Here is an 18,553-nt window from a genome sequence, read left to right as displayed (position 1 = left end):
TGAGGGTGAAGTTTACCCTCTTTTTCCCCTTTCTCTTGGAGTACACTATTCGCTCTAACCAATGGCGAATCAACGCTGCACAACGAGGGTGATATGACCAACTCACGCCAAGATACTCCTTTTCACATTGTCGCCTCCGATCTCGATGGCACTTTGCTTGCTCCAAACCACCAGCTAAGCGAGTTTTCCAAACAGACACTCAAAGCCCTGCACGAAAAAGGTTTCACCTTTATCTTTGCTACAGGTCGTCACCACGTTGACGTAGCCGGTATTCGAGAAATCGCCGGGATTCCAGCCTACATGATCACTTCTAACGGTGCCCGAGTGCATGACCAGAATGACCAACTAATGTACAGCAAGAATGTTCCTGCTGATTTGGTTCAAGCAGTGATCGATGTGATCAGAGAAGATCGCAATATCTTTATCCACATGTACCAAAATGAAGACTGGCTGCTGGATAGAGATGATGAGATGCTCGCAAAATTTCATAGTGAATCCGGCTTTAGCTATAAGCGATTCGAAGCACAAGCTGCGCCATGCAAAGGCATAGCAAAAATATTTTTCACTCATCCAGAGCATGATCATGACCATCTCGTTATCTTTGAGAAAAAGCTGCGAGAAACGTTTGGCGACCAGCTAAATATCGCGTTTTCCACACCTTGGTGCCTAGAGGTTATGGCCGCTGAAGTATCCAAAGGTCATGCGCTAGAAGCGGTTGCTAAGTCCTTAAACCTCACCCTAGAAAACTGCATTGCCTTTGGCGACGGTATGAACGATGCTGAAATGCTTGAAATGGCTGGTAAAGGCTTGGTGATGGAAACAGCACACCATAAGGTGAAAGAAGCGCTGCCTAATAACGAAGTCATTGGTAGCAATGCAGATGATGCGGTCGCTCATTACCTCCAAGACCATCTGTTTTAATGACTCAATTCACGACCATCAGGCTGCTTATTGCAGCCTGATTTGTTTCACGAGAATTATCTTTGGCTAGGGAGTTTCTCTTTATCGAGAATCGCACTCCACTCCTGCTCAGAAACAGGCATAATTGATAAACGATTACCCTTTTTCACTAACGGCATATTTTCCAACTCAGGCATGGCTTTCATGACTGAAAGTGGGATTAAGCGCTCTGTCTTACGAACAAACTCGATATCCACCATCACCCAGCGTGGGCTATCTGCCGTTGATTTTGGATCGTAGTAGTCGCTTTCAGGATCAAACGAGAAATGATCTGGATAAGCTTCCCTCACGACTTTAGCTATGCCTGCCACGCCAACCTTTTTGCATGATGAGTGATAAATCAGAACCAAGTCCCCCATTTTAATCTGATCACGCATCATATTCCGAGCTTGATAATTCCTTACGCCTTCCCAGCAAGAAACCTTTTGTGTTCGAAGAGTGTCAATAGAAAAGGTGTCCGGTTCTGTTTTGAACAGCCAATATGCCATAATAGACTCCGCCAATTTCTGAATAGGGAAGATATAGCATGAAGGCGCTTCGAAACCCAGCGGCTGTAATGACTTTACTTACGTTGTCAGCATGTTCGACATTTGATTCTCAACAAGTAACTTCAACGCCAACAACGCCTAAAGCGAGTTTAGATAACCCTGCGAGTATTCAAGCACAAACGTTTGTAATGCGCGGTGAAGTGATACTTGGTCATGAGGTTCGCTCCATCACACCTTGCGGTAGTCAGCAGCAGTATTGGCTCGACCTACCCAATGACAGATTTCAACAGGCTCTTAAACTCGTCCCAAGCCCATATGCCCCTCTGTACGCAGAAGTGATCGGTCACCTTGCAACCGGTCAAGCAGATGGTTTTGTTGCCGACTACACGGCGCGCTTCATTGTTGATTCAATCAATATCCTTAGTGCGGAAAATCCAAAACGCTGTGACCAGCCAGTTAAGCCTACTTCTGCATTTGGTAATGAACCATTCTGGTCTGTTGCCTTTTCAGACAAGTTCCTCACATTTCAAAAACTGGGAGAAGAGAAACAACAACTCGCACTGAAGTCGAGTCGAATTGAAACCGATCGCCGACGCTATCAGTTCGATGCCGGATCGCTAGAACTCAATAAACGCAGTTGTATCGATGGTATGAGCGACTCTCTGTACGGATGGAGTGCAACGTTACAGCTGGGTGACTCTACCTACAATGGCTGCGCAACGCTATCGAACAAAGATGCCACTAACAACTGGACGGGGTTTTATCAAGCCACATCCACACAAGCTAGCAACTTTAGTGTCAGCTTAAATATCGCTTCTGACCATACGGCCACAACCACTTACAGCTATAATGACGGCGAATCAGACTCTGTAGAACGAGGCTACTGGCAGCAACTAAACCCAAATCAGGTTCAGGTTGTCATGACTCACCATCAGCAACAACCTCTGCTTTCTGAACGTATCTTTACACGAGAAGGGAACCAGATAACGGCTGACAAAGAAAAAGTGGGCAATATGGTCTACCCTATTGCTGACGGTGGACTGACCTTATTCAAGTCCGAGCAGGGCGCCTCGACAACGTATGGAGCGACGAGTCCACTCGCTATCCCTGCAACCGCTGAGTTCAATCCCAAAGTTGACAAAGCACTGCGAGATTATTTCAGCGCTAACGGTATAGATCCTACCGGGACTCGCTACCGCTGGCTTAGCTACGACCTCAATGGCGATGGCCATAAAGAGCTATTGGCACAACTCGACTGGTGTGGCTCTGGTGGCTGTACGCTCCTGATTTTCGACAATCAGCAACAGGATTGGCGCTTCAATAGCAAAATCACCTTGGTCAGAACGCCAATTAACGTTGGAGTCAACAAACAAAGCGGCTGGCAAGATCTGGTTCTATTTGTTAGCGGTGGTGGCGCGATACCTAACCAGCACGTTCTAAAATACGATGGTGTTAAGTATCCGCTAAACCCAAGTACCGCCCCAGTGGCAGGTTACGATGAAATCAGTCCAATCCAGTTGTTCTCTGATGGACTAACCCCTCATCAACAAGGCATTACTCTTTGAATACCGTAATAACCTCTGAGGGCACTCGTTGCCCTCATTGTCTGCTGCAACATCAGTGTGTGTGTGAATGGTTGCCAAAGACACAAGCCCCTCTGCATATCGCACTATTAATGCACGAGAACGAGTTGGATCGTGAGACTAATACCGGTAAATGGTTACTCCAAAGTTTGGCAACCAGTAGCGCTCATGTATGGAAGCGCACGGAGCCTTGCACAAACTTAATGGCATTGATGGCTAGCCAAGAGTATGACCCGTATTTGCTCTTCCCAAGCGATAAGAGCATCGATATATCAGAGATTAAACGTCAGCAAGAACAGGCAACAACAAACAGCACGCCCCTGTTCATCATTCTCGATGGCACATGGCAAGAGGCGAAAAAGATGCTGCGTAAAAGCCCTTGGTTGCAAGGGTTGCCACAAGTACACCTTGAACCAACCCGAGTCTCCACCTATCAGTTGCGACGTAATCAACAACAAGGCCATCTGTGCACATTAGAAGTGTGTTGCGAGCTGCTTGATGCCGTTGGTGAGCCAAACTCATCAGAACAGCTATTAGGTTTTTTTGAACACTACATGCAGGTGTTTAAAGCCGACAAAAGTGGGCACGTTTTCAACGCTAAAACAGACGTTTAGGCTCTGCTAGATAGAAGCCTTGCAGGTAATCAACGCCGATGCTTTCCGCAATGCTACAAATCTCACTATTGTGCACAAACTCCGCGACCGTTTTGGCATTGAGAACCTGACACAGTTTGACTAACTGGGCAGTAATACGGCGCTGTTTTTCGTCTTTGTCGATATTTCTTATCAAGCTGCCATCTAACTTAATAATGTCTGGCTCAAGACGAATGATCTCATCTAAATTGGAATAACCGGAACCAAAATCGTCAACCATCAAGCGCACACCCAATTTTTTGAAGTGACTGCAAACTTCCGCCATGCGACCAAAATCTTTAATCTGTTCCGATTCTAAAACTTCAATGCCTAATCGATAGGGATCATTCATCTCAGCGACCGACTGCTCAAGTAGATACAACGTTTTATCACTCAGCATATCCTGTGGTGATAAGTTTATGGAGAAAGACTCTTGTCTGTTGGCCATATATGCCACCGTAGAGGTCAGCATGTGGCGACTCAAACGCGTATATAAATGAGTTCCTTCGATAATAGGTAAAAAACGCCCTGGAGAGATGATGCTGCCCTCATCTTCGATTCGAACCAGACACTCTTGTGACACTTGTTCTCTTGTATGAGCGGCAAATATTGGCTGACTGTAGGTAATGATGCGTTTATTAAGAATGGCTCGGCTAACGACGCCCATCAACTCAAGCCTATCTTGATGTTCAGCAACAGAAACCGCGCAATCTTTCGCATTAAACATATGGGTGTTGCGTGCTTTCCCCATTCGTCTAGCATCGATCGATTTTAGCAGTAGCTCTTCTCCCTCAACTTCTGGGAAATCAAATCGACTCGCGATGCCTGCGGTAATCGATACTGACAAGTAGTCGATTTCTGGCAACCCAAATGGGTCAAAATTAATGTGTTCTAACTCTTCAGCAAAAGAGGAGAATTCAACTCGAATTTGTTCACTCGTGCGATTGGATATAAAAACAATCGCCCACTCAGCAGGTCCGATATAGTAGAGGTGTTTAACAAAATCACTACCATGACGATGAGCAATGCTTGAGGTTATGTGCTCTGTCAGATCTCGGATTAACTCATCAGCGACTTGATAACCGTACTTTTCATTAACCTGATGAAAGTTCGACAATTTAAAAGTGATAATATGCTCATTGCTTTTAACGCGAGTTAGCCTTTCCTGTAAGGCTACCCGATTCTGCAACCCAGTATGTTTATCGAGGCGGTAACTCTCAATCAACCTCTCGGTCTGTTTTGCCAGTTTTTGTTCAACACCTTGACGGATCTGGTTGAGCTCATCAATTGAATGACGAATGAGATGAAAAAGTGGCGAGACTGGAAATTCGTCGTTATCAGCAACAGTCAGAGCCGGACGCGATTCATCTTCACTCATCGCGACATAAGTCATGCTGTGGTGCAGCGTCTCTTGACGTTCGCTACGATAAAATTCCCCCAAGCAGTATGAACCACAACAAATTTCGAACTGATCGAAAAGCCTGATTTCACTGACACCCTCAACAAACTCCAGTCGAGACTCGCAGTTATAGATAAACACAGACTCTGGGTTATGTTTTGCTAGTTGAATGACATCATGGCGAACCTGTTCAAGCGTTAAAGAGGGATGGTTGTAGCAGATGCGTACCTCATCACCAATCGAGATCGATTGATCCAATTCAATACTACCGTCAGGGTAAAGGGCTCTAGGACAACTGATTTGCCCAGAACTGCTTTCTAAAGGGAAGCTTAACATCTGCTCTAAAGCTAACGAGCGCCCTTCTGCGAGCCTCATTTGATATAAACTATAAGCAGGCTGGTAGTCGAGAGACTTGAGCTTAGCGCCTTCCGCATCGGTGACTCTTAATGGACCACCAACAGGCGTCCATTCAGAAAATGCGTTGCGCCATACTTGTAAACGTTCACTGTGGAGAGCAACCGATACCGATCTCTTTTGATAAGTTTGAGTGCCATACAACACCCACTCTTCACGTACATCAACATTGGCAGCCACACCACCACTGATCGGCACTGATGTTAACTCCCCTAGCGCTCGGTAGAGATTAAAATCCAAACTCTTGATGTGTTGTGAAAAACTGATGATGAGTTTCGACTGCTCATTCAGTTCAAGAGCACCAAAAACATTGCGTGCTTCTTGGATAGGATTCTCAGTCAGTTCAACACATGCAGAGGTGATTCGAGTATGCTCAAAGCAAGAGATAACAACTAAGCTTCCATGATGAGTGATCTGCCCATCGACAATCGTATGGCGGGTGCTATGCCCTATGATGTGGCTATGTGGAAGGAATTCATGAATCTGCCGCGCATAAGCACATACTCTATCTTCTGGCTCTGTTGAAAAAAGCTGGACAAGATATGATGCAGAATTCCTAGCAGGAATATCCTGGAGAAACGCCATTAATTGCTGATTATCAGTCACCAGCGTGGAATAAGTGCGCATTCAAATAGCCTAAGACGTGTTTCATTTGTTTACTAGTGGCTATACCGTAATGCATGTGCATCCATATGAAAAGAGTTGATTTCGAGAGTTGTTAGTTACTTCTCTATCAATAGTGACAAGTCAGACAATCGGTTTACTTCAACATCCGGGATGACTTTCACCTTATCATGTTGATACAAATCGATATTTTGGTCATTGAACCAACAAGCCTTCATTCCACTGCGCTTGGCGCCAAGGACATCTGAGACCAAGTGGTCACCAACGTGCAAAATATCCTCAGCGGGTATCGCCAAAAATTGTTGCGCCTTATCGAAGAGATCTCGATGGGGTTTTGCATAGCCATCTGGGCCAGCTTTCAGCACCAAAGAGAAATAGTCAGCTAAACCAATTTTTTCCACATCGACATTACCATTAGTGATCGCTACCAAAGGGATCTGATTAGCCAACTCGGCCAATACTTTGTGAGATTCTAACGGTACTGTGAAATCGCTCCGAAGCTCTAAGACACGCGCAATCGCCTCTTCAGCAGCCGACTGTGCTTGTTGCGCCTGATAACCAAGCAAAATCAGTCCCTGCTCAATCTGTTTATAACGCCATAGCGTCACATCGTTAGGTAACCAGCTATCTTGCTTTGCCAAGGTTCGTTTTAAGTCATACCACCAGCTTAACGGCTGAGTCGCAGAAATAGGGTGTTGGTGGTGCAACCATTCAACCATCTGGCGTTCAACCTGACGAATGATCGGACGATTATCATAAAGCGTGTCATCGAGGTCGAAAGTCATTGCTTTGACTGCTTGCCATTGACGGAAAAATTGCACGATTAACTCCCTTTCTTTTTCGCTCTTGGGTGTGCCTGATCGTAAACGTCAGCCAAATGTTGAAAATCTAAATGGGTATAGATCTGAGTGGTTGAAATATTTTCATGCCCTAACAGCTCCTGCACCGCTCGTAGATTATTACTCGACTCCAACATATGTGTGGCAAATGAATGTCGCAGCTTATGGGGACTAATGTGGCTAGCGACAGACTGTTTGTGGCCCCACTCCGCCATACGTTTCTGAACATTCCGGTGCGATATCCTAACTCCAAGCTTTGAGACGAACAGAGCGGGCTCATCACTCTTCGCTAAGCTAGAGCGAACTTTCAGCCATTTGGTTACCCATTCCGCCGCCATTCCAGAGAAAGGGACTTTGCGTTCTTTATCACCTTTACCGATAACACGCAGTTCACCTGAAGAAAGACTCACATCCTTAAGGTTTACATTGACCATTTCAGCCAAACGAAGCCCTGCACCATACATCAGCTCCATCATTGCACGATCTCTAATCGCTAATGGATCATCTTCATTAACCTCAAGCAATTGACCTACTTCATCAACATCGAGGTTTTTAGGCAAAGGACGCTTTTTACGTGGCGCAGAAACCCCTTTAGCTGGATTTGCAGCCAATTCGCCGCGCAAAATCAGAAAGTCAAAAAAGCTACGTAACGAAGAGAGACGAGTCGCAATACTGCTGGCCTTCATCCCATCACGCATTCCCTTACTGGCAATTTGGCGCACCCATCCAGCGTCCACTTGTTGCCAATTTTTCAGACCAAGATGAACAAGGTGACTTGCCATGGTTTCGAGTTGTTGTTTGTAATTGCGCTGGGTATGCAAGCTCAGCCCCTTTTCGCTTCTTAAATATTCATAGAAGCGTTCCAGAGGCTGTCTTAGTCCGTTAGGAAGAGGAGTTACTGATTCGCTCATGCTCTTCACATTGCCAAGGCAGGCTTTCAATCAAATGAGATAACACCAGCGCCAAGTGGCGCAGGAACAAGGTGTCCATATGAGGTTGGAAATGACCACCATCACCGCTTGAGAACATGAGTACTCCTTGAAGTGCTTTCTTATACAAGGGTAGCACGACATACGAACCCATTTCTGGTGCTCGGGAGTTTTCACCTAGCAATAATTCGCGATCTACTTTGCGCATACGCCCTAAGTAAGCACTCTTACCGTTTAAATGATTGGTCGCAAAACGCTGATAGTTTTCTTTATTCAATGAGTAGTAGCCCGATTCGCTATCAAGTAAGCGCACATAAGCCACTAATCCTAGTGATTTGGCCATATTTTCAATGGCTTTTACTACCGAAAACAGGGTGTCACATTTGAGGATCTGCTCTTGCAGCTCCATAAACTCATGAAATGTTCTGTCATTACTTTTAGCCAGAGACATCAATGAGGTGATCTCTTCTTCTAACTCTTCGATTCGCTGACGCTGACGGTTCATTTGCACATGAACAAGAGAAACAGCACCTTGTTCCTGACTCGGCAGTGCCAGTCGGTCCACTAAATCACGTCGATGAGTAAAAAAGTCTGGATTGTCACTTAGGTACTCGGCTACCACTTCAGCCGTCAGTGCATCCGCTTCAATTTGAGACACGTTGAATCCTTGTTATTATTTTATTCTTAGCAGCTTAGCTGACCATCAAACACATGGGTAGCAGGACCTGTCATGTATAACGGTTTCCCTGGCCCTTGCCAGCTAATGTGCAGCGAACCACCAGGTAGGTTCACTTTAACGCTTTCGTCTAATAGACCTTGGACGATACCAACAGCTACCGCCCCACAAGCACCACTGCCACACGCTTGAGTCTCACCAGCCCCTCGCTCATAGACTCGTAGGTTGATTTCATCTCGTCGCAATACTTGCATAAATCCAGCATTAACGCGCTCAGGGAATCGCTCATGAGACTCTAGAAGAGGTCCTAATGTGTCGACATCAGCCGTAGCGACGTCATCAACCACAGTCACCACATGAGGGTTACCCATACTGACTGCACCACAGAATAAGGTTTTTTCCCCTGTACGCATGATGTACGTTTTTTCAGTCTGCTTCGCTTTGAAAGGAATCTTACTTGGTTCAAATTCCGGCACTCCCATGTTCACCGTAACCTGATCATCTTCCTCTATGTTCAGTACCATTTTACCCTTTTTAGTACTGACGCTAATGCTGTACTTGTTCGTTAATCCTTTCATTCGGACAAAGCGAGCAAAGCATCGAGCACCATTACCACACTGTTCAACTTCACTACCGTCAGCGTTAAAAATTCGGTAGTGGAAGTCGGTTTCAGGATCGTATGGTGCTTCCACGACAAGCAGTTGGTCAAAACCAACGCCTGTGTGACGATCCGCCATACGACGGATCAAATCAGGGGAAAAGAAAATATTTTGAGTAATACAATCAACGACCATGAAGTCGTTACCCAAACCGTGCATTTTTGAAAAATGGAAATGCATAAGACTTCAATTACTCCGGAAGTACGTTTTCAAGTGCCCACAAACTGGATAGCTCTTCTCTTTGGCGCACTAAGTAAGCTTGATCGCCATCAACCATGACCTCTGCTGCACGAGAACGAGTGTTGTAGTTGGAAGACATGACGAAGCCATAAGCACCAGCAGAACGTACCGCTAGCAAATCATTTTCCTCAATAACTAGCGAGCGGTCTTTACCGAGAAAATCACCCGTTTCGCAGATAGGTCCCACCAAGTCGTAAGTCATTGGCTCACCTTTACGAGGGCAAACAGGCACGATATCTTGCCATGCTTGATAAAGCGCTGGACGCATTAAATCATTCATTGCGGCATCAATAATGGCGAAATTCTTGTGTTCGGTATGCTTAAGGAATTCAACCTTAGTCAGCAACAGACCTGCGTTAGCTGCAATCGCACGACCAGGTTCAAAGATAAGCTCCAAGTCTTGATGATTTTCAAGACGACCTAGCAGTGCCTTCGCATAGTCAGAAGGCTCTGGTGGCAGCTCATCGCGGTATACCACCCCTAAACCACCACCAACATCAAGATGCTCGATCTTAATGCCTTGGGCTTTTAGATCATCAATAAGAGCGAGCAGGCGATCTGTCGCATCGATAAACGGTTCAATATCGGTTAGCTGAGATCCAATATGGCAGTCAATACCGCGAATCTCTAAGTTCTCTAGACTTTGAGCGAATTTATAAACCGCAGGTGCACGATCAAACGCAATACCAAACTTGTTATCACGTAGGCCAGTTGAAATATAAGGGTGAGTATTTGCATCGACATCTGGGTTAATGCGCAGCGAGATCGGCGCTTTAAGACCAAGCTCTCCTGCAACCTTGTTGAGACGCTCTAGCTCTGGCTCAGACTCTACGTTGAAACACTTGATACCCAGCTCCAGCGCACGTTTCATCTCGGCTTCGGTTTTACCAACGCCAGAGAATACAACTTTGCTTGCTTCACCACCGGCAGCAATGACTCGTTCCAGTTCACCACCAGACACAATATCAAAACCAGAACCCAAGCGAGCTAACACATTCAAGACACCAAGGTTTGAGTTTGCTTTGACGGCATAACACACCAAATGAGGGTGCTCACCTACCGATTTATCAAACGCGTGCCAGTGACGCTCAAACGTTGCGCGTGAGTATACATAAAGTGGCGTGCCGTACTGTTGTGCAAGTTCGGTTAGTGCGACATCTTCGGCCCATAGCTGGCCATCATCCTGATAGTTGAAGTAATCCAAAGTACTTTCCCTTATATTCTGTTTCTAATTATTGTGAAGATTGCTCGTTCTGCTGAGCATCTTCAGGCATGTAAAGCGGTCCAGTTTGACCACAGCCAGCTAAGCCAAGCACCGAAAAGATAAAAAGAGCTAAGATCGATTTTTTCATTGGTTGTATCGTGATTATTCTATCAATGCCCCCTATAATCGCACCACACTCAAGAAAAGCAATAGGATAGATTAGATGAACGATACGGAATTTCATCAGTTAGTAGATGTTCAAATGCAAATCATCGAGGAAATGATTGATGATTCAGGTGCGGACATCGATTACGAGACCTCTGGCAACGTAATGACTTTGGAGTTTGAAGACCGCAGTCAAATCATTATCAACCGTCAGGAACCAATGAAAGAGATCTGGCTGGCATCTAAATCTGGGGGTTTTCACTTTGCTCTAGTTGATGGCAATTGGACGTGTTCAAAGACTGGACTAGAACTTATTGCTATGGTTAAGCAAGAGTGTGAAAAACACTGCGACGAAGAGATCGAGTGGGTCTAAAAAGTTATCCCTGCCCAACATAAAAAAAGAGCATCCTTAGATGCTCTTTTTTGTATTCGTTTATGCATTCACTATCTTGTTTGGCCTAGTGTAACTCGCGCCATCATTTCGATAAGGAACAATATAAGGTTCGTCATCTTCTGGACGAACAATCTGGTAGTACTGCGGTAAATTGAAATTGATCAGTTTCGAAGAGAGCGGATTTTCATCTTTCACCGAGGTATAAAAACTGTTCACGCTCGCAATCATCTCATCTTTCTCACCTTTAAACTGGTGATAGACTTCCACTCGATTGGATTCATCCAACACGTAGATATTGAAGCCTTTGTCAGTATCTTCAAAAAAGAACTGAATCAAACCTTCGCTGGCAAAACCATCAACCACCTCAGGCAACTGATAGTCCTGTTCCTTATCTAGCATCAGAAGTGGTGAACCTTTCAACTTGTTGGTCGAAATACTGCGATAGAAATCTACCGAGTTTTCCAACATTTGAACCGAAACACCACGACGTTCATAGAACAGACCGTAAGTTTGCTGACCTATGCGTAACGCCTTAAATCGACGACGTTTTTCTTGCTCAACTGGCTTGAGACGTAAATCAATACACTCTGCCAATAACTGATAAACCTTGTTGCGCATGACGCCACGTAGATTTTTGCTGTAACAGAACACATCAACCGACTCTGGTGGGATCGCATCCTGATGCATTTTCCCTAGCACGGTTTTCAACCCGTCCAGCATGGCCGTCTCACCTTTAAAATGCAAAGTACGCACTTCATGCCACGAATTGCGGTAAACCAAATCAACACTGCCGACTAGGCATTTCTGCTCAGGACCAAAGCTAAAAATATCCGTGGTCTTAGGATCAAGCTTCAAAGACTTGCCACTCAAGTCTGCTGTTGGATCGTTTTCAAAGTTGATAAACATCGCCAGTTGACTAATTTCACATGGGCTAGCTAACGCTTGCATTGTCGGTCGGCGTTTACGCAGTGAGAAGGTATTACGTAGGTCACTCACCATCTGATAGAACTTATCGATGTCGAGGTGAGCGTCACGAATCACAGAATGCAAACGAGTCGACTCTGTAATCAAACCATTAAAGAATGACCATGCTACCAGCTTACTCAAATACTCGTTATGTTCTAACGGCGCCTGACCGATAATACGGTGGGGAGTCAAAGGTTGTTTATACAGATACCAACCCGCTTTATTTGTCCGTCCTGGACGAACTTCAATAAAGGTCAGGTCAGACTCATGTAAATCTGGAGAAATCTGAGGATTAAGCAGCGTAACCTTACCTGGTAACACTTCAAACGCAGCATACAGCTTACGCGCCAAGATACTAATATCCTGAGGGCTAATAGCTGAAGTAATATCATTGCGACGAGCAAACTGAATAAGATTCCGGTAGCTCTGCATCAAAGCGTCCAGCAACGCATGGTGTACGACTTTGACTTGCTCTACTTTCCAGTTACGACGGTCATCAAGCTCTTCAATAACAGAGTCTGACCAGTTCCACTGCTGTACTAGTTCACTCAGCGCTTCACGACGCCATTCCACCGAACCCACACTTGGTTCTCTAGAAAGCTTTTCGTGCGTTTTAAGATAAAAACAGCGGCGCACTAAATCTAAACGCGTGGTATCTCCAATACGCTCAAGATAACGAGTCACCTTTTCTAGCATTAGGTAATACGCATCCATCCCGTACAGATCCGGCTCATGCGCAAAGAAACGTCGCTTAGTATCTAGACTCAACAGCTGAGTATTTGGGTACTCCCACGAATAGGCTTCTAATAAAATGGCTTTCAGAACCGACTTGTATGGCGAGTCAATACTCTTGTAAAGCTGCCATAGATTCGAGCCAAAATACTCCTCTGCAGGAATTCGATTCAATTTGCCAAAGTCAATCCACTTAGAGCAATCGATATATCCTTTGCTGCAAAGGTCTTTTACATATTCGTCGTAGCACTCTTCCATCTCTGTTGGAACAATCTGCCACAGCAAGCGCTGGCCAGCGAGGCGCACAGCACTGCGATAAAACTCATCAAGTAACAGCAGATGTTGAGATGAACCACAGTTGTCGCCGGTCATTTCTTCAGAATGATTTGAACGGAAACGTTGCTCATCCATTAAGAAGAAATTCGCTTCAACACCCTGAGTTTGTGCCCAATCAGTGATCAGTAAACATTTGTTGGTTAGGCTCTCTCTTTCCTCGCATTCCATCTCAGGTGATACACATACCCAAATATCCAGATCACTGGAAGTACTTTGCCCAATAGAAGATGTACTTCCCATGGTATAAAGACCGAGAATCGCTGGATTTTCGCTGGTTGGTAGAGGCTGTCCAATAGTTAATTGGCTATCTTCAACGAATTGCTGCTGAATTTCGTTAAGCTCAAAATCACAAATACCAAAAGGAACTTTGGCATCAAAGTAACCAGGAAACAGAGGATGGTTGAAATGGAGTAGAGTTGGGATCAGATGGAAGACTCGTTGACTTGGTAAATCCATAAGCGCCAGCGCACGTTCAATACGTTGCTGGTTAAGGTTATCAAGTCTCTTTATTAACGTCTTGGTGTAAGCCTGCAAGGGAGCTTCCTTGGTTCATATCCTAGATAGTGCCTGACTAAAAACTGTCCTAAAGCACCAACAAAACGTGATCAATCTAACATTTTTATTTGGATTGGTAAAGAAATGTACGATCTGATCTACACAATTTTGTCCATCTGAAGTTGCCGCTCTTAGTGTGGTACGTAACTGCTCTTAATAATAATAGCCTATTTTACAAACGAGACATTTATCACACTCTTTCGATGATTTTGTGCTAGCAAACATCAATCCCTCACCCGAATGAATATGCAGTAATGCATTTTTAGCCGACAGTGGTAGGATTAGCCATTATTTTGGTATCAGCAGAACACTATGACTCAAACAACTCCAATTCGTATCGCTACACGTAAAAGTCCACTTGCGCTTTGGCAGGCTCACTATGTTAAAGACGCATTACAAGCTGCTCACCCAGGTTTGGAAGTTGAGCTAGTGACCATGGTAACCAAAGGCGACATTATCTTAGATACACCGCTAGCAAAAGTGGGTGGTAAAGGTTTATTCGTTAAAGAGCTTGAAGTCGCCATGCTGGAAGGTCGAGCAGATTTAGCCGTTCACTCGATGAAGGACGTTCCTGTCGATTTCCCTGAAGGCCTAGGCCTAGTCACCATCTGTGAGCGTGAAGATCCACGCGATGCTTTTGTATCCAACACATACAGCAGTATTGATGAACTCCCTCAAGGAGCCATTGTGGGCACTTGTAGCCTGCGTCGTCAATGCCAACTTAAAGAGGCTCGTCCAGACTTAGTCATTAAAGAACTGCGTGGCAATGTTGGCACTCGTCTCAGCAAGCTGGACGCTGGCGAATACGATGCCATCATTCTTGCTGCCGCTGGTCTAAAACGCCTTGAACTGGAAGAGCGTATCAAGAGCTTTATTGAACCAGAACAATCCCTACCAGCGGTTGGACAAGGTGCAGTCGGTATCGAATGTCGCTTAGATGATGAACGCCTTATTGAACTCCTAGAGCCACTAAACCACAAAGAAACCGCAGACCGTGTTCGCTGTGAACGCGCAATGAACCTAACCCTAGAAGGTGGATGTCAGGTGCCAATCGGTAGTTACTCACTCATTGATGGCGACAACATCTGGCTACGTGCTTTAGTGGGTGAACCAGACGGCTCTAAGATCGTTCGTGGTGAGATCCGTGGCGCTCGTGCAGATGCAGAAGCTCTAGGTGTCGAACTTGCTAATCAGCTATTGGCAGACGGCGCGAAAGAGATTCTGACTAAACTGTACGCAGAACACGAGTAAATCACTATGGCAGTACTGGTCACTAGGCCGGGACAACAAGGCCTTTCCCTATGTGAGCAACTTTCGAAGGTTGGAGTTTCCAACCTTCACCACCCTCTTATACATATCCAGCCCGGTGAGCACTTAACCGGATTGGAGAATCGAATAGCAGACGTTGACATCATCATCGCAGTTAGCCAACACGCAGTAGAAGCGAGCCATCGTTTCCTCTCACAATTGAGCCTAACTTGGCCTTCACAGCCGATCTACCTTGCCGTTGGTCAAAAAACTGCACATGTTTTGAGCAAAGTAAGTCAACAAAAAGTACACTACCCAGAAATTAGTGACAGCGAACATCTACTTAATCTGGATGTACTGCAAAACGTCACCAACAAATCAATCCTCATCTTGCGTGGAAATGGTGGGCGAGAACTCATCTTCGATACGCTCTCTGCACGAGGTGCGTGTGTTGAATATAGAGAAGTATACAAACGAGAAAACCTAGCTTTCCGCTCAGATTTACTCGTACCGTTCTGGCAAGATAAAAACATTAATCAATTAGTCATCACCAGTTCAGGTCAGCTCGACTACTTTATTTCGCAGTTTAATCAACAACAACGGGACTGGTTATTTACGCTACACCTCTACGTACCTAGCGAGCGTATAGCGCAACAAGCACGAGAAGTCGGTTTTAAAGTGGTCACCAATACTTTCAGTGCCTCGAACCCAGTGTTATTGGCTGCTCTCCGGCCAGACAAAACAGGACAATAAGTCATGACAAGCAAAAATAAAAACGAAAACATTGCCCCTGACCAAGAAAAAGATAAGGCAGCGGACGCAAACAAATCAGAAACAACAGCGTCTGCAGAAACAGCGGTAGAGACATCGGAGCAAGTCTCACCAGTGACGGAACCAAAACCTAGCGAAGCCGCGAAAACTCAAGCTGAAGATAAACAAGCCAAACGTGGCGTTAAGCTCGCGACTGTTGCCATCGTTATTTCGGTCCTTTTCGGTGGCGGTCTTACCTTCCAAATGCAGCAAAAGAACGCTGAATACCAAGCGCAAATTAGCGCACTACAAACTCAATTGCAGCAAACTCAAAACTCAGTTCAATCTGAACTTGAAGCGACCCAACAGCAAGCCATCGCCAAAGCGACAGAAATCACTCACCGTGCCGAAACCGTATTAGCTCAGCAACAAAAAAGTATTGAAAGCCTTCAGTTAGCCGTTGCTGATGTGAAAGGGCGTCGTCCAAATGACTGGCTTCTCGCGGAAGCAGATTACTTGGTAAAACTGGCAGGACGTAAACTCTTTCTTGAGCATGACGCGGTCAGCGCAACCAAACTGATGGAAAGTGCGGACCAACGCATCGCTGCACTGAACGACCCAAGTTTAGTTCCACTGCGAAAAGCGATGGCCAACGACATTACTAAGCTCAAGACCATTCCATTAGTTGATCGTGAAGGTTTAGTGCTACGCATTACAGCACTACAGCAACAAGTAGATAAGCTCCCACTTGCCAATGCCCTGCTTCCTGAAGCAGATAAGCAGCAAAAACCTGTAGTTTCAGAAGACATTTACGACTGGCAAGATAACCTACTTACTTCACTAAAAGATTTCTCTGACAACTTCATCACTTTCAGAACTCGTGATGGCAACGTTATTCCACTCCTATCACCTCAGCAGCACTTCTACTTAAAAGAAAACATTAAGGCGAAGTTAGAAACAGCGATTAAGGCCGTCTACGTAGAACAACAAGAAATCTACTCGACTGCGTTAACGACCGCAGACAAATGGTCATCAACCTTCTTTAACCAAGACTCAAATGAAGTGAAAGAGTTTAATAAAGCGCTAGAACTATTGAGCTCACAAAAGGTTCAAGTTGAGTATCCAGTTAAGCTTGAAACACAACAGAACCTATCTGATGTCATTCGTGAACGCCTTCGTCGTGAAGTGACGACTCTAGTATCGGAGGATAAGTAATGTTTCGCCTTATTTTTCTCTTTGTCGTACTCGGATTAGGACTGTTTGTTGGTACTCAGTATGCAGGTCAACAAGGCTATGTGCTGATCTCAATTGCCAACAAAACCATCGAGATGAGTGTCACGACTTTAGTCATCTTCGTTATTGGCGCGCTAGCTGCGCTGTTCGGTTTAGAGTATCTGATTAAGAAAGTATTCTATGCGAGTTCAGCAACATGGAATTACTTCAGCGTACGTAAAATGAGACGCTCACGCCGCTACACAAATGAAGGAATCATCAAGTTGCTCGAAGGTAATTTCAAGCTCGCAGAGAAAAAAGTGACTCGTTGGGCAAATCATCATGATATGCCACTACTCTGTTACTTAGTTGCATCAGAAGCAGCACAAGGCATGGGTAATGAAGCACAGCGAGATCGTTACTTAGAACTGGCAGCACAGCAAGAAAACGCTGAGCTAGCGGTTGAACTCACTAGAGCCAAACAACAAATTCGCGATGCTAAGTACAACCAAGCTCTTGAAACGCTGTCAGGCTTGAAACGTAACTATGCCAACAACCTAATAGTCCTGAACTTGCTCAAACAGGTTTACATTGAACTGAAGCTTTGGCAGCCGCTTTTGGACTTACTGCCAAAACTAGTGAAGAGTAAGATCGTGACCGAAGATGAACAAGAGCCATTAGCACAACGAGCACAATGTGGCCTGCTTACTGAAGTTGCAGAGCAAAAAGGGAGTGAAGGACTGATCGCTCACTGGAATGCACTACCACGCAAGGTGAAATCAGACGCTCATCTAGTGGAGTGCTTTGCGAAACAACTCATCAACCGTCAGGCAGATAACGAAGCGTTTACTTTAATTAAAGAAACACTTAAGAAGCATCCGAATTCTGAATTATATCGCTTACTTCCTGAGCTTAAACTCTCAGACAGCCACCCAGTTATCACCTTCTTAGAAGAAGTCCTAAGAAAAGATGCCAACAACGCACAAGCAAATAGTGCTTTAGCGCGGTTCCACCTACGTAATGAGAATTGGAGTGGCGCTCAACAGCACTTAGAGAAAGCGCTCTCTATACGTTCAAACGTCTCAGATTACGGCCTACTCGCGGATGCCCTAGAGAAACAAAACCTAACTAAAGCCGCACATGAAGTCTCTAAAAAAGCACTGACTCTAGTCAGCGGTCCTGCTGCTTAACACTAGTAAGTACTTTAGAAAGCCACCTAATCAGGTGGCTTTTTTTATAGCGAGGATATTTTCTCTTATCAGGGACAAGTCCTATCACATCATCTTCTAGACCCACATCTTGCCAGTTTACAGCCAAGCCTTACCTTCAGCAGGGTAAGCCGCTCCCATTGTCTCAAGGCGCAGAGTTCGTGTTAGCCCCTACCTCGGCGAGGGTAGCCATAGCACGTACCCGATTTCTGCACGTGAAGCACTCTAGCCCCCTAATACACAAAAAGCCCGTGGCGTAAGCAACGGGCTTTTAAAACGACCAAAGCCTAGCGTCAGGCTGGGCTGTGTGAATCAGAGGCGGACGGTCAGGACGGCAAGT

17 protein-coding genes are annotated in these 18,553 nt (G+C 45.3%); 8 read left to right on the top strand and 9 right to left on the bottom strand.

Annotated elements, in window-relative coordinates:
- Nucleotides 1-93 precede the first annotated feature (93 nt).
- Nucleotides 94-921, top strand: a complete 828-nt coding sequence (locus tag ACQEXP_RS18810) for a Cof-type HAD-IIB family hydrolase (protein ID WP_426971230.1) — start codon at nt 94-96, stop codon at nt 919-921.
- Nucleotides 922-977: 56 nt separating this feature from the next.
- Here ACQEXP_RS18810 and ACQEXP_RS18805 read toward each other — a convergent pair whose 3' ends face one another.
- Complete coding sequence (locus tag ACQEXP_RS18805; RefSeq protein ID WP_269378399.1) at nt 978-1,448, bottom strand: EVE domain-containing protein; 471 nt, start codon at nt 1,446-1,448, stop codon at nt 978-980.
- A gap of 38 nt (nt 1,449-1,486) precedes the next feature.
- Between ACQEXP_RS18805 and ACQEXP_RS18800 the strand changes: the two genes are divergently transcribed.
- Nucleotides 1,487-3,013 carry a COG3650 family protein gene (locus ACQEXP_RS18800; RefSeq protein WP_426971229.1) on the top strand — a complete coding sequence of 509 codons (1,527 nt, stop codon included), beginning with the start codon at nt 1,487-1,489 and terminating at the stop codon, nt 3,011-3,013.
- Nucleotides 3,010-3,645 carry a tRNA-uridine aminocarboxypropyltransferase gene (locus ACQEXP_RS18795; RefSeq protein ID WP_269378397.1) on the top strand — a complete coding sequence of 212 codons (636 nt, stop codon included), beginning with the start codon at nt 3,010-3,012 and terminating at the stop codon, nt 3,643-3,645. Before ACQEXP_RS18800 ends, ACQEXP_RS18795 begins: the two co-directional genes overlap by 4 nt.
- On the opposite strand, the gene ACQEXP_RS18790 is transcribed toward ACQEXP_RS18795, so the two are convergent.
- The 7 genes from ACQEXP_RS18790 to lptM all read right to left on the bottom strand — a co-directional run bounded on the left by ACQEXP_RS18790 (nt 3,629) and on the right by lptM (nt 10,795).
- Entirely contained in the window at nt 3,629-6,103 is a 2,475-nt protein-coding gene (locus tag ACQEXP_RS18790; RefSeq protein ID WP_426971228.1) for an EAL domain-containing protein, read from the bottom strand. The genes ACQEXP_RS18795 and ACQEXP_RS18790 overlap by 17 nt on opposite strands.
- Nucleotides 6,104-6,198: 95 nt before the next feature.
- Nucleotides 6,199-6,921 carry a 5-amino-6-(5-phospho-D-ribitylamino)uracil phosphatase YigB gene (yigB, locus tag ACQEXP_RS18785; RefSeq protein WP_426971227.1) on the bottom strand — a complete coding sequence of 241 codons (723 nt, stop codon included), beginning with the start codon at nt 6,919-6,921 and terminating at the stop codon, nt 6,199-6,201.
- Between the two features lie 2 nt (nt 6,922-6,923).
- Entirely contained in the window at nt 6,924-7,850 is a 927-nt protein-coding gene (xerC, locus tag ACQEXP_RS18780) for a tyrosine recombinase XerC (protein WP_269378394.1), read from the bottom strand.
- Nucleotides 7,822-8,526 carry a DUF484 family protein gene (locus tag ACQEXP_RS18775; protein WP_269378393.1) on the bottom strand — a complete coding sequence of 235 codons (705 nt, stop codon included), beginning with the start codon at nt 8,524-8,526 and terminating at the stop codon, nt 7,822-7,824. The genes xerC and ACQEXP_RS18775 overlap by 29 nt, the downstream gene beginning before the upstream one ends.
- A 26-nt stretch (nt 8,527-8,552) precedes the next feature.
- Nucleotides 8,553-9,383 (bottom strand): diaminopimelate epimerase, encoded by an 831-nt coding sequence (gene dapF, locus ACQEXP_RS18770; protein ID WP_269378392.1) that lies wholly within the window; start codon nt 9,381-9,383, stop codon nt 8,553-8,555.
- 10 nt (nt 9,384-9,393) lie between these two features.
- A complete protein-coding gene (gene lysA, locus ACQEXP_RS18765; RefSeq protein ID WP_426971226.1) occupies nt 9,394-10,647 on the bottom strand; it encodes a diaminopimelate decarboxylase in 1,254 nt (417 codons plus the stop codon).
- 28 nt (nt 10,648-10,675) lie between these two features.
- Nucleotides 10,676-10,795, bottom strand: coding sequence for an LPS translocon maturation chaperone LptM (lptM, locus tag ACQEXP_RS18760; RefSeq protein ID WP_419723661.1), 120 nt, complete (start codon nt 10,793-10,795; stop codon nt 10,676-10,678).
- A gap of 75 nt (nt 10,796-10,870) precedes the next feature.
- On the opposite strand from lptM, the gene cyaY reads away from it, so the two are divergent.
- Complete coding sequence (cyaY, locus tag ACQEXP_RS18755) at nt 10,871-11,185, top strand: iron donor protein CyaY (protein ID WP_269378390.1); 315 nt, start codon at nt 10,871-10,873, stop codon at nt 11,183-11,185.
- 60 nt (nt 11,186-11,245) lie between these two features.
- Here the strand turns inward: cyaY and ACQEXP_RS18750 are convergent, their stop codons facing one another.
- The gene (locus tag ACQEXP_RS18750) at nt 11,246-13,774 is read right to left on the bottom strand and encodes a class I adenylate cyclase (RefSeq protein WP_426971225.1); all 2,529 of its coding nucleotides are present in this window, start codon (nt 13,772-13,774) and stop codon (nt 11,246-11,248) included.
- A 333-nt stretch (nt 13,775-14,107) separates the two neighbouring features.
- Between ACQEXP_RS18750 and hemC the strand changes: the two genes are divergently transcribed.
- Genes hemC through ACQEXP_RS18730 form a run of 4 tightly spaced genes read left to right on the top strand, consistent with a single transcriptional unit; the run spans nt 14,108 to nt 18,195 of the window.
- The gene (hemC, locus tag ACQEXP_RS18745) at nt 14,108-15,046 is read left to right on the top strand and encodes a hydroxymethylbilane synthase (RefSeq protein ID WP_138972209.1); all 939 of its coding nucleotides are present in this window, start codon (nt 14,108-14,110) and stop codon (nt 15,044-15,046) included.
- Nucleotides 15,047-15,052: 6 nt separating this feature from the next.
- Nucleotides 15,053-15,796 (top strand): uroporphyrinogen-III synthase, encoded by a 744-nt coding sequence (locus ACQEXP_RS18740; RefSeq protein WP_426971224.1) that lies wholly within the window; start codon nt 15,053-15,055, stop codon nt 15,794-15,796.
- A 3-nt stretch (nt 15,797-15,799) separates the two neighbouring features.
- The gene (locus ACQEXP_RS18735; protein ID WP_269378387.1) at nt 15,800-17,008 is read left to right on the top strand and encodes a uroporphyrinogen-III C-methyltransferase; all 1,209 of its coding nucleotides are present in this window, start codon (nt 15,800-15,802) and stop codon (nt 17,006-17,008) included.
- Nucleotides 17,008-18,195 (top strand): heme biosynthesis protein HemY, encoded by a 1,188-nt coding sequence (locus ACQEXP_RS18730; RefSeq protein WP_426971223.1) that lies wholly within the window; start codon nt 17,008-17,010, stop codon nt 18,193-18,195. Before ACQEXP_RS18735 ends, ACQEXP_RS18730 begins: the two co-directional genes overlap by 1 nt.
- Nucleotides 18,196-18,553: the final 358 nt, after the last annotated feature.

Source organism: Vibrio sp. TRT 1302, from assembly GCF_050113875.1.
GTDB lineage: Bacteria > Pseudomonadota > Gammaproteobacteria > Enterobacterales > Vibrionaceae > Vibrio.
Note: the sequence above shows the minus strand (reverse complement) of the source record. Positions and strands in the feature narration are given on the sequence as shown.

Coding starts and splice junctions, on each gene's coding strand:
- ACQEXP_RS18810 (WP_426971230.1), top strand. CDS start 94: ATGACCAACTCACGCCAAGATACTCCTTTTCACATTGTCGCCTCCGAT.
- ACQEXP_RS18805 (WP_269378399.1), bottom strand. CDS start 1,448: ATGGCATATTGGCTGTTCAAAACAGAACCGGACACCTTTTCTATTGAC.
- ACQEXP_RS18800 (WP_426971229.1), top strand. CDS start 1,487: ATGAAGGCGCTTCGAAACCCAGCGGCTGTAATGACTTTACTTACGTTG.
- ACQEXP_RS18790 (WP_426971228.1), bottom strand. CDS start 6,103: ATGCGCACTTATTCCACGCTGGTGACTGATAATCAGCAATTAATGGCG.
- xerC (WP_269378394.1), bottom strand. CDS start 7,850: ATGAGCGAATCAGTAACTCCTCTTCCTAACGGACTAAGACAGCCTCTG.
- dapF (WP_269378392.1), bottom strand. CDS start 9,383: ATGCATTTCCATTTTTCAAAAATGCACGGTTTGGGTAACGACTTCATG.
- lptM (WP_419723661.1), bottom strand. CDS start 10,795: ATGAAAAAATCGATCTTAGCTCTTTTTATCTTTTCGGTGCTTGGCTTA.
- cyaY (WP_269378390.1), top strand. CDS start 10,871: ATGAACGATACGGAATTTCATCAGTTAGTAGATGTTCAAATGCAAATC.
- hemC (WP_138972209.1), top strand. CDS start 14,108: ATGACTCAAACAACTCCAATTCGTATCGCTACACGTAAAAGTCCACTT.
- ACQEXP_RS18740 (WP_426971224.1), top strand. CDS start 15,053: ATGGCAGTACTGGTCACTAGGCCGGGACAACAAGGCCTTTCCCTATGT.
- ACQEXP_RS18735 (WP_269378387.1), top strand. CDS start 15,800: ATGACAAGCAAAAATAAAAACGAAAACATTGCCCCTGACCAAGAAAAA.
- ACQEXP_RS18730 (WP_426971223.1), top strand. CDS start 17,008: ATGTTTCGCCTTATTTTTCTCTTTGTCGTACTCGGATTAGGACTGTTT.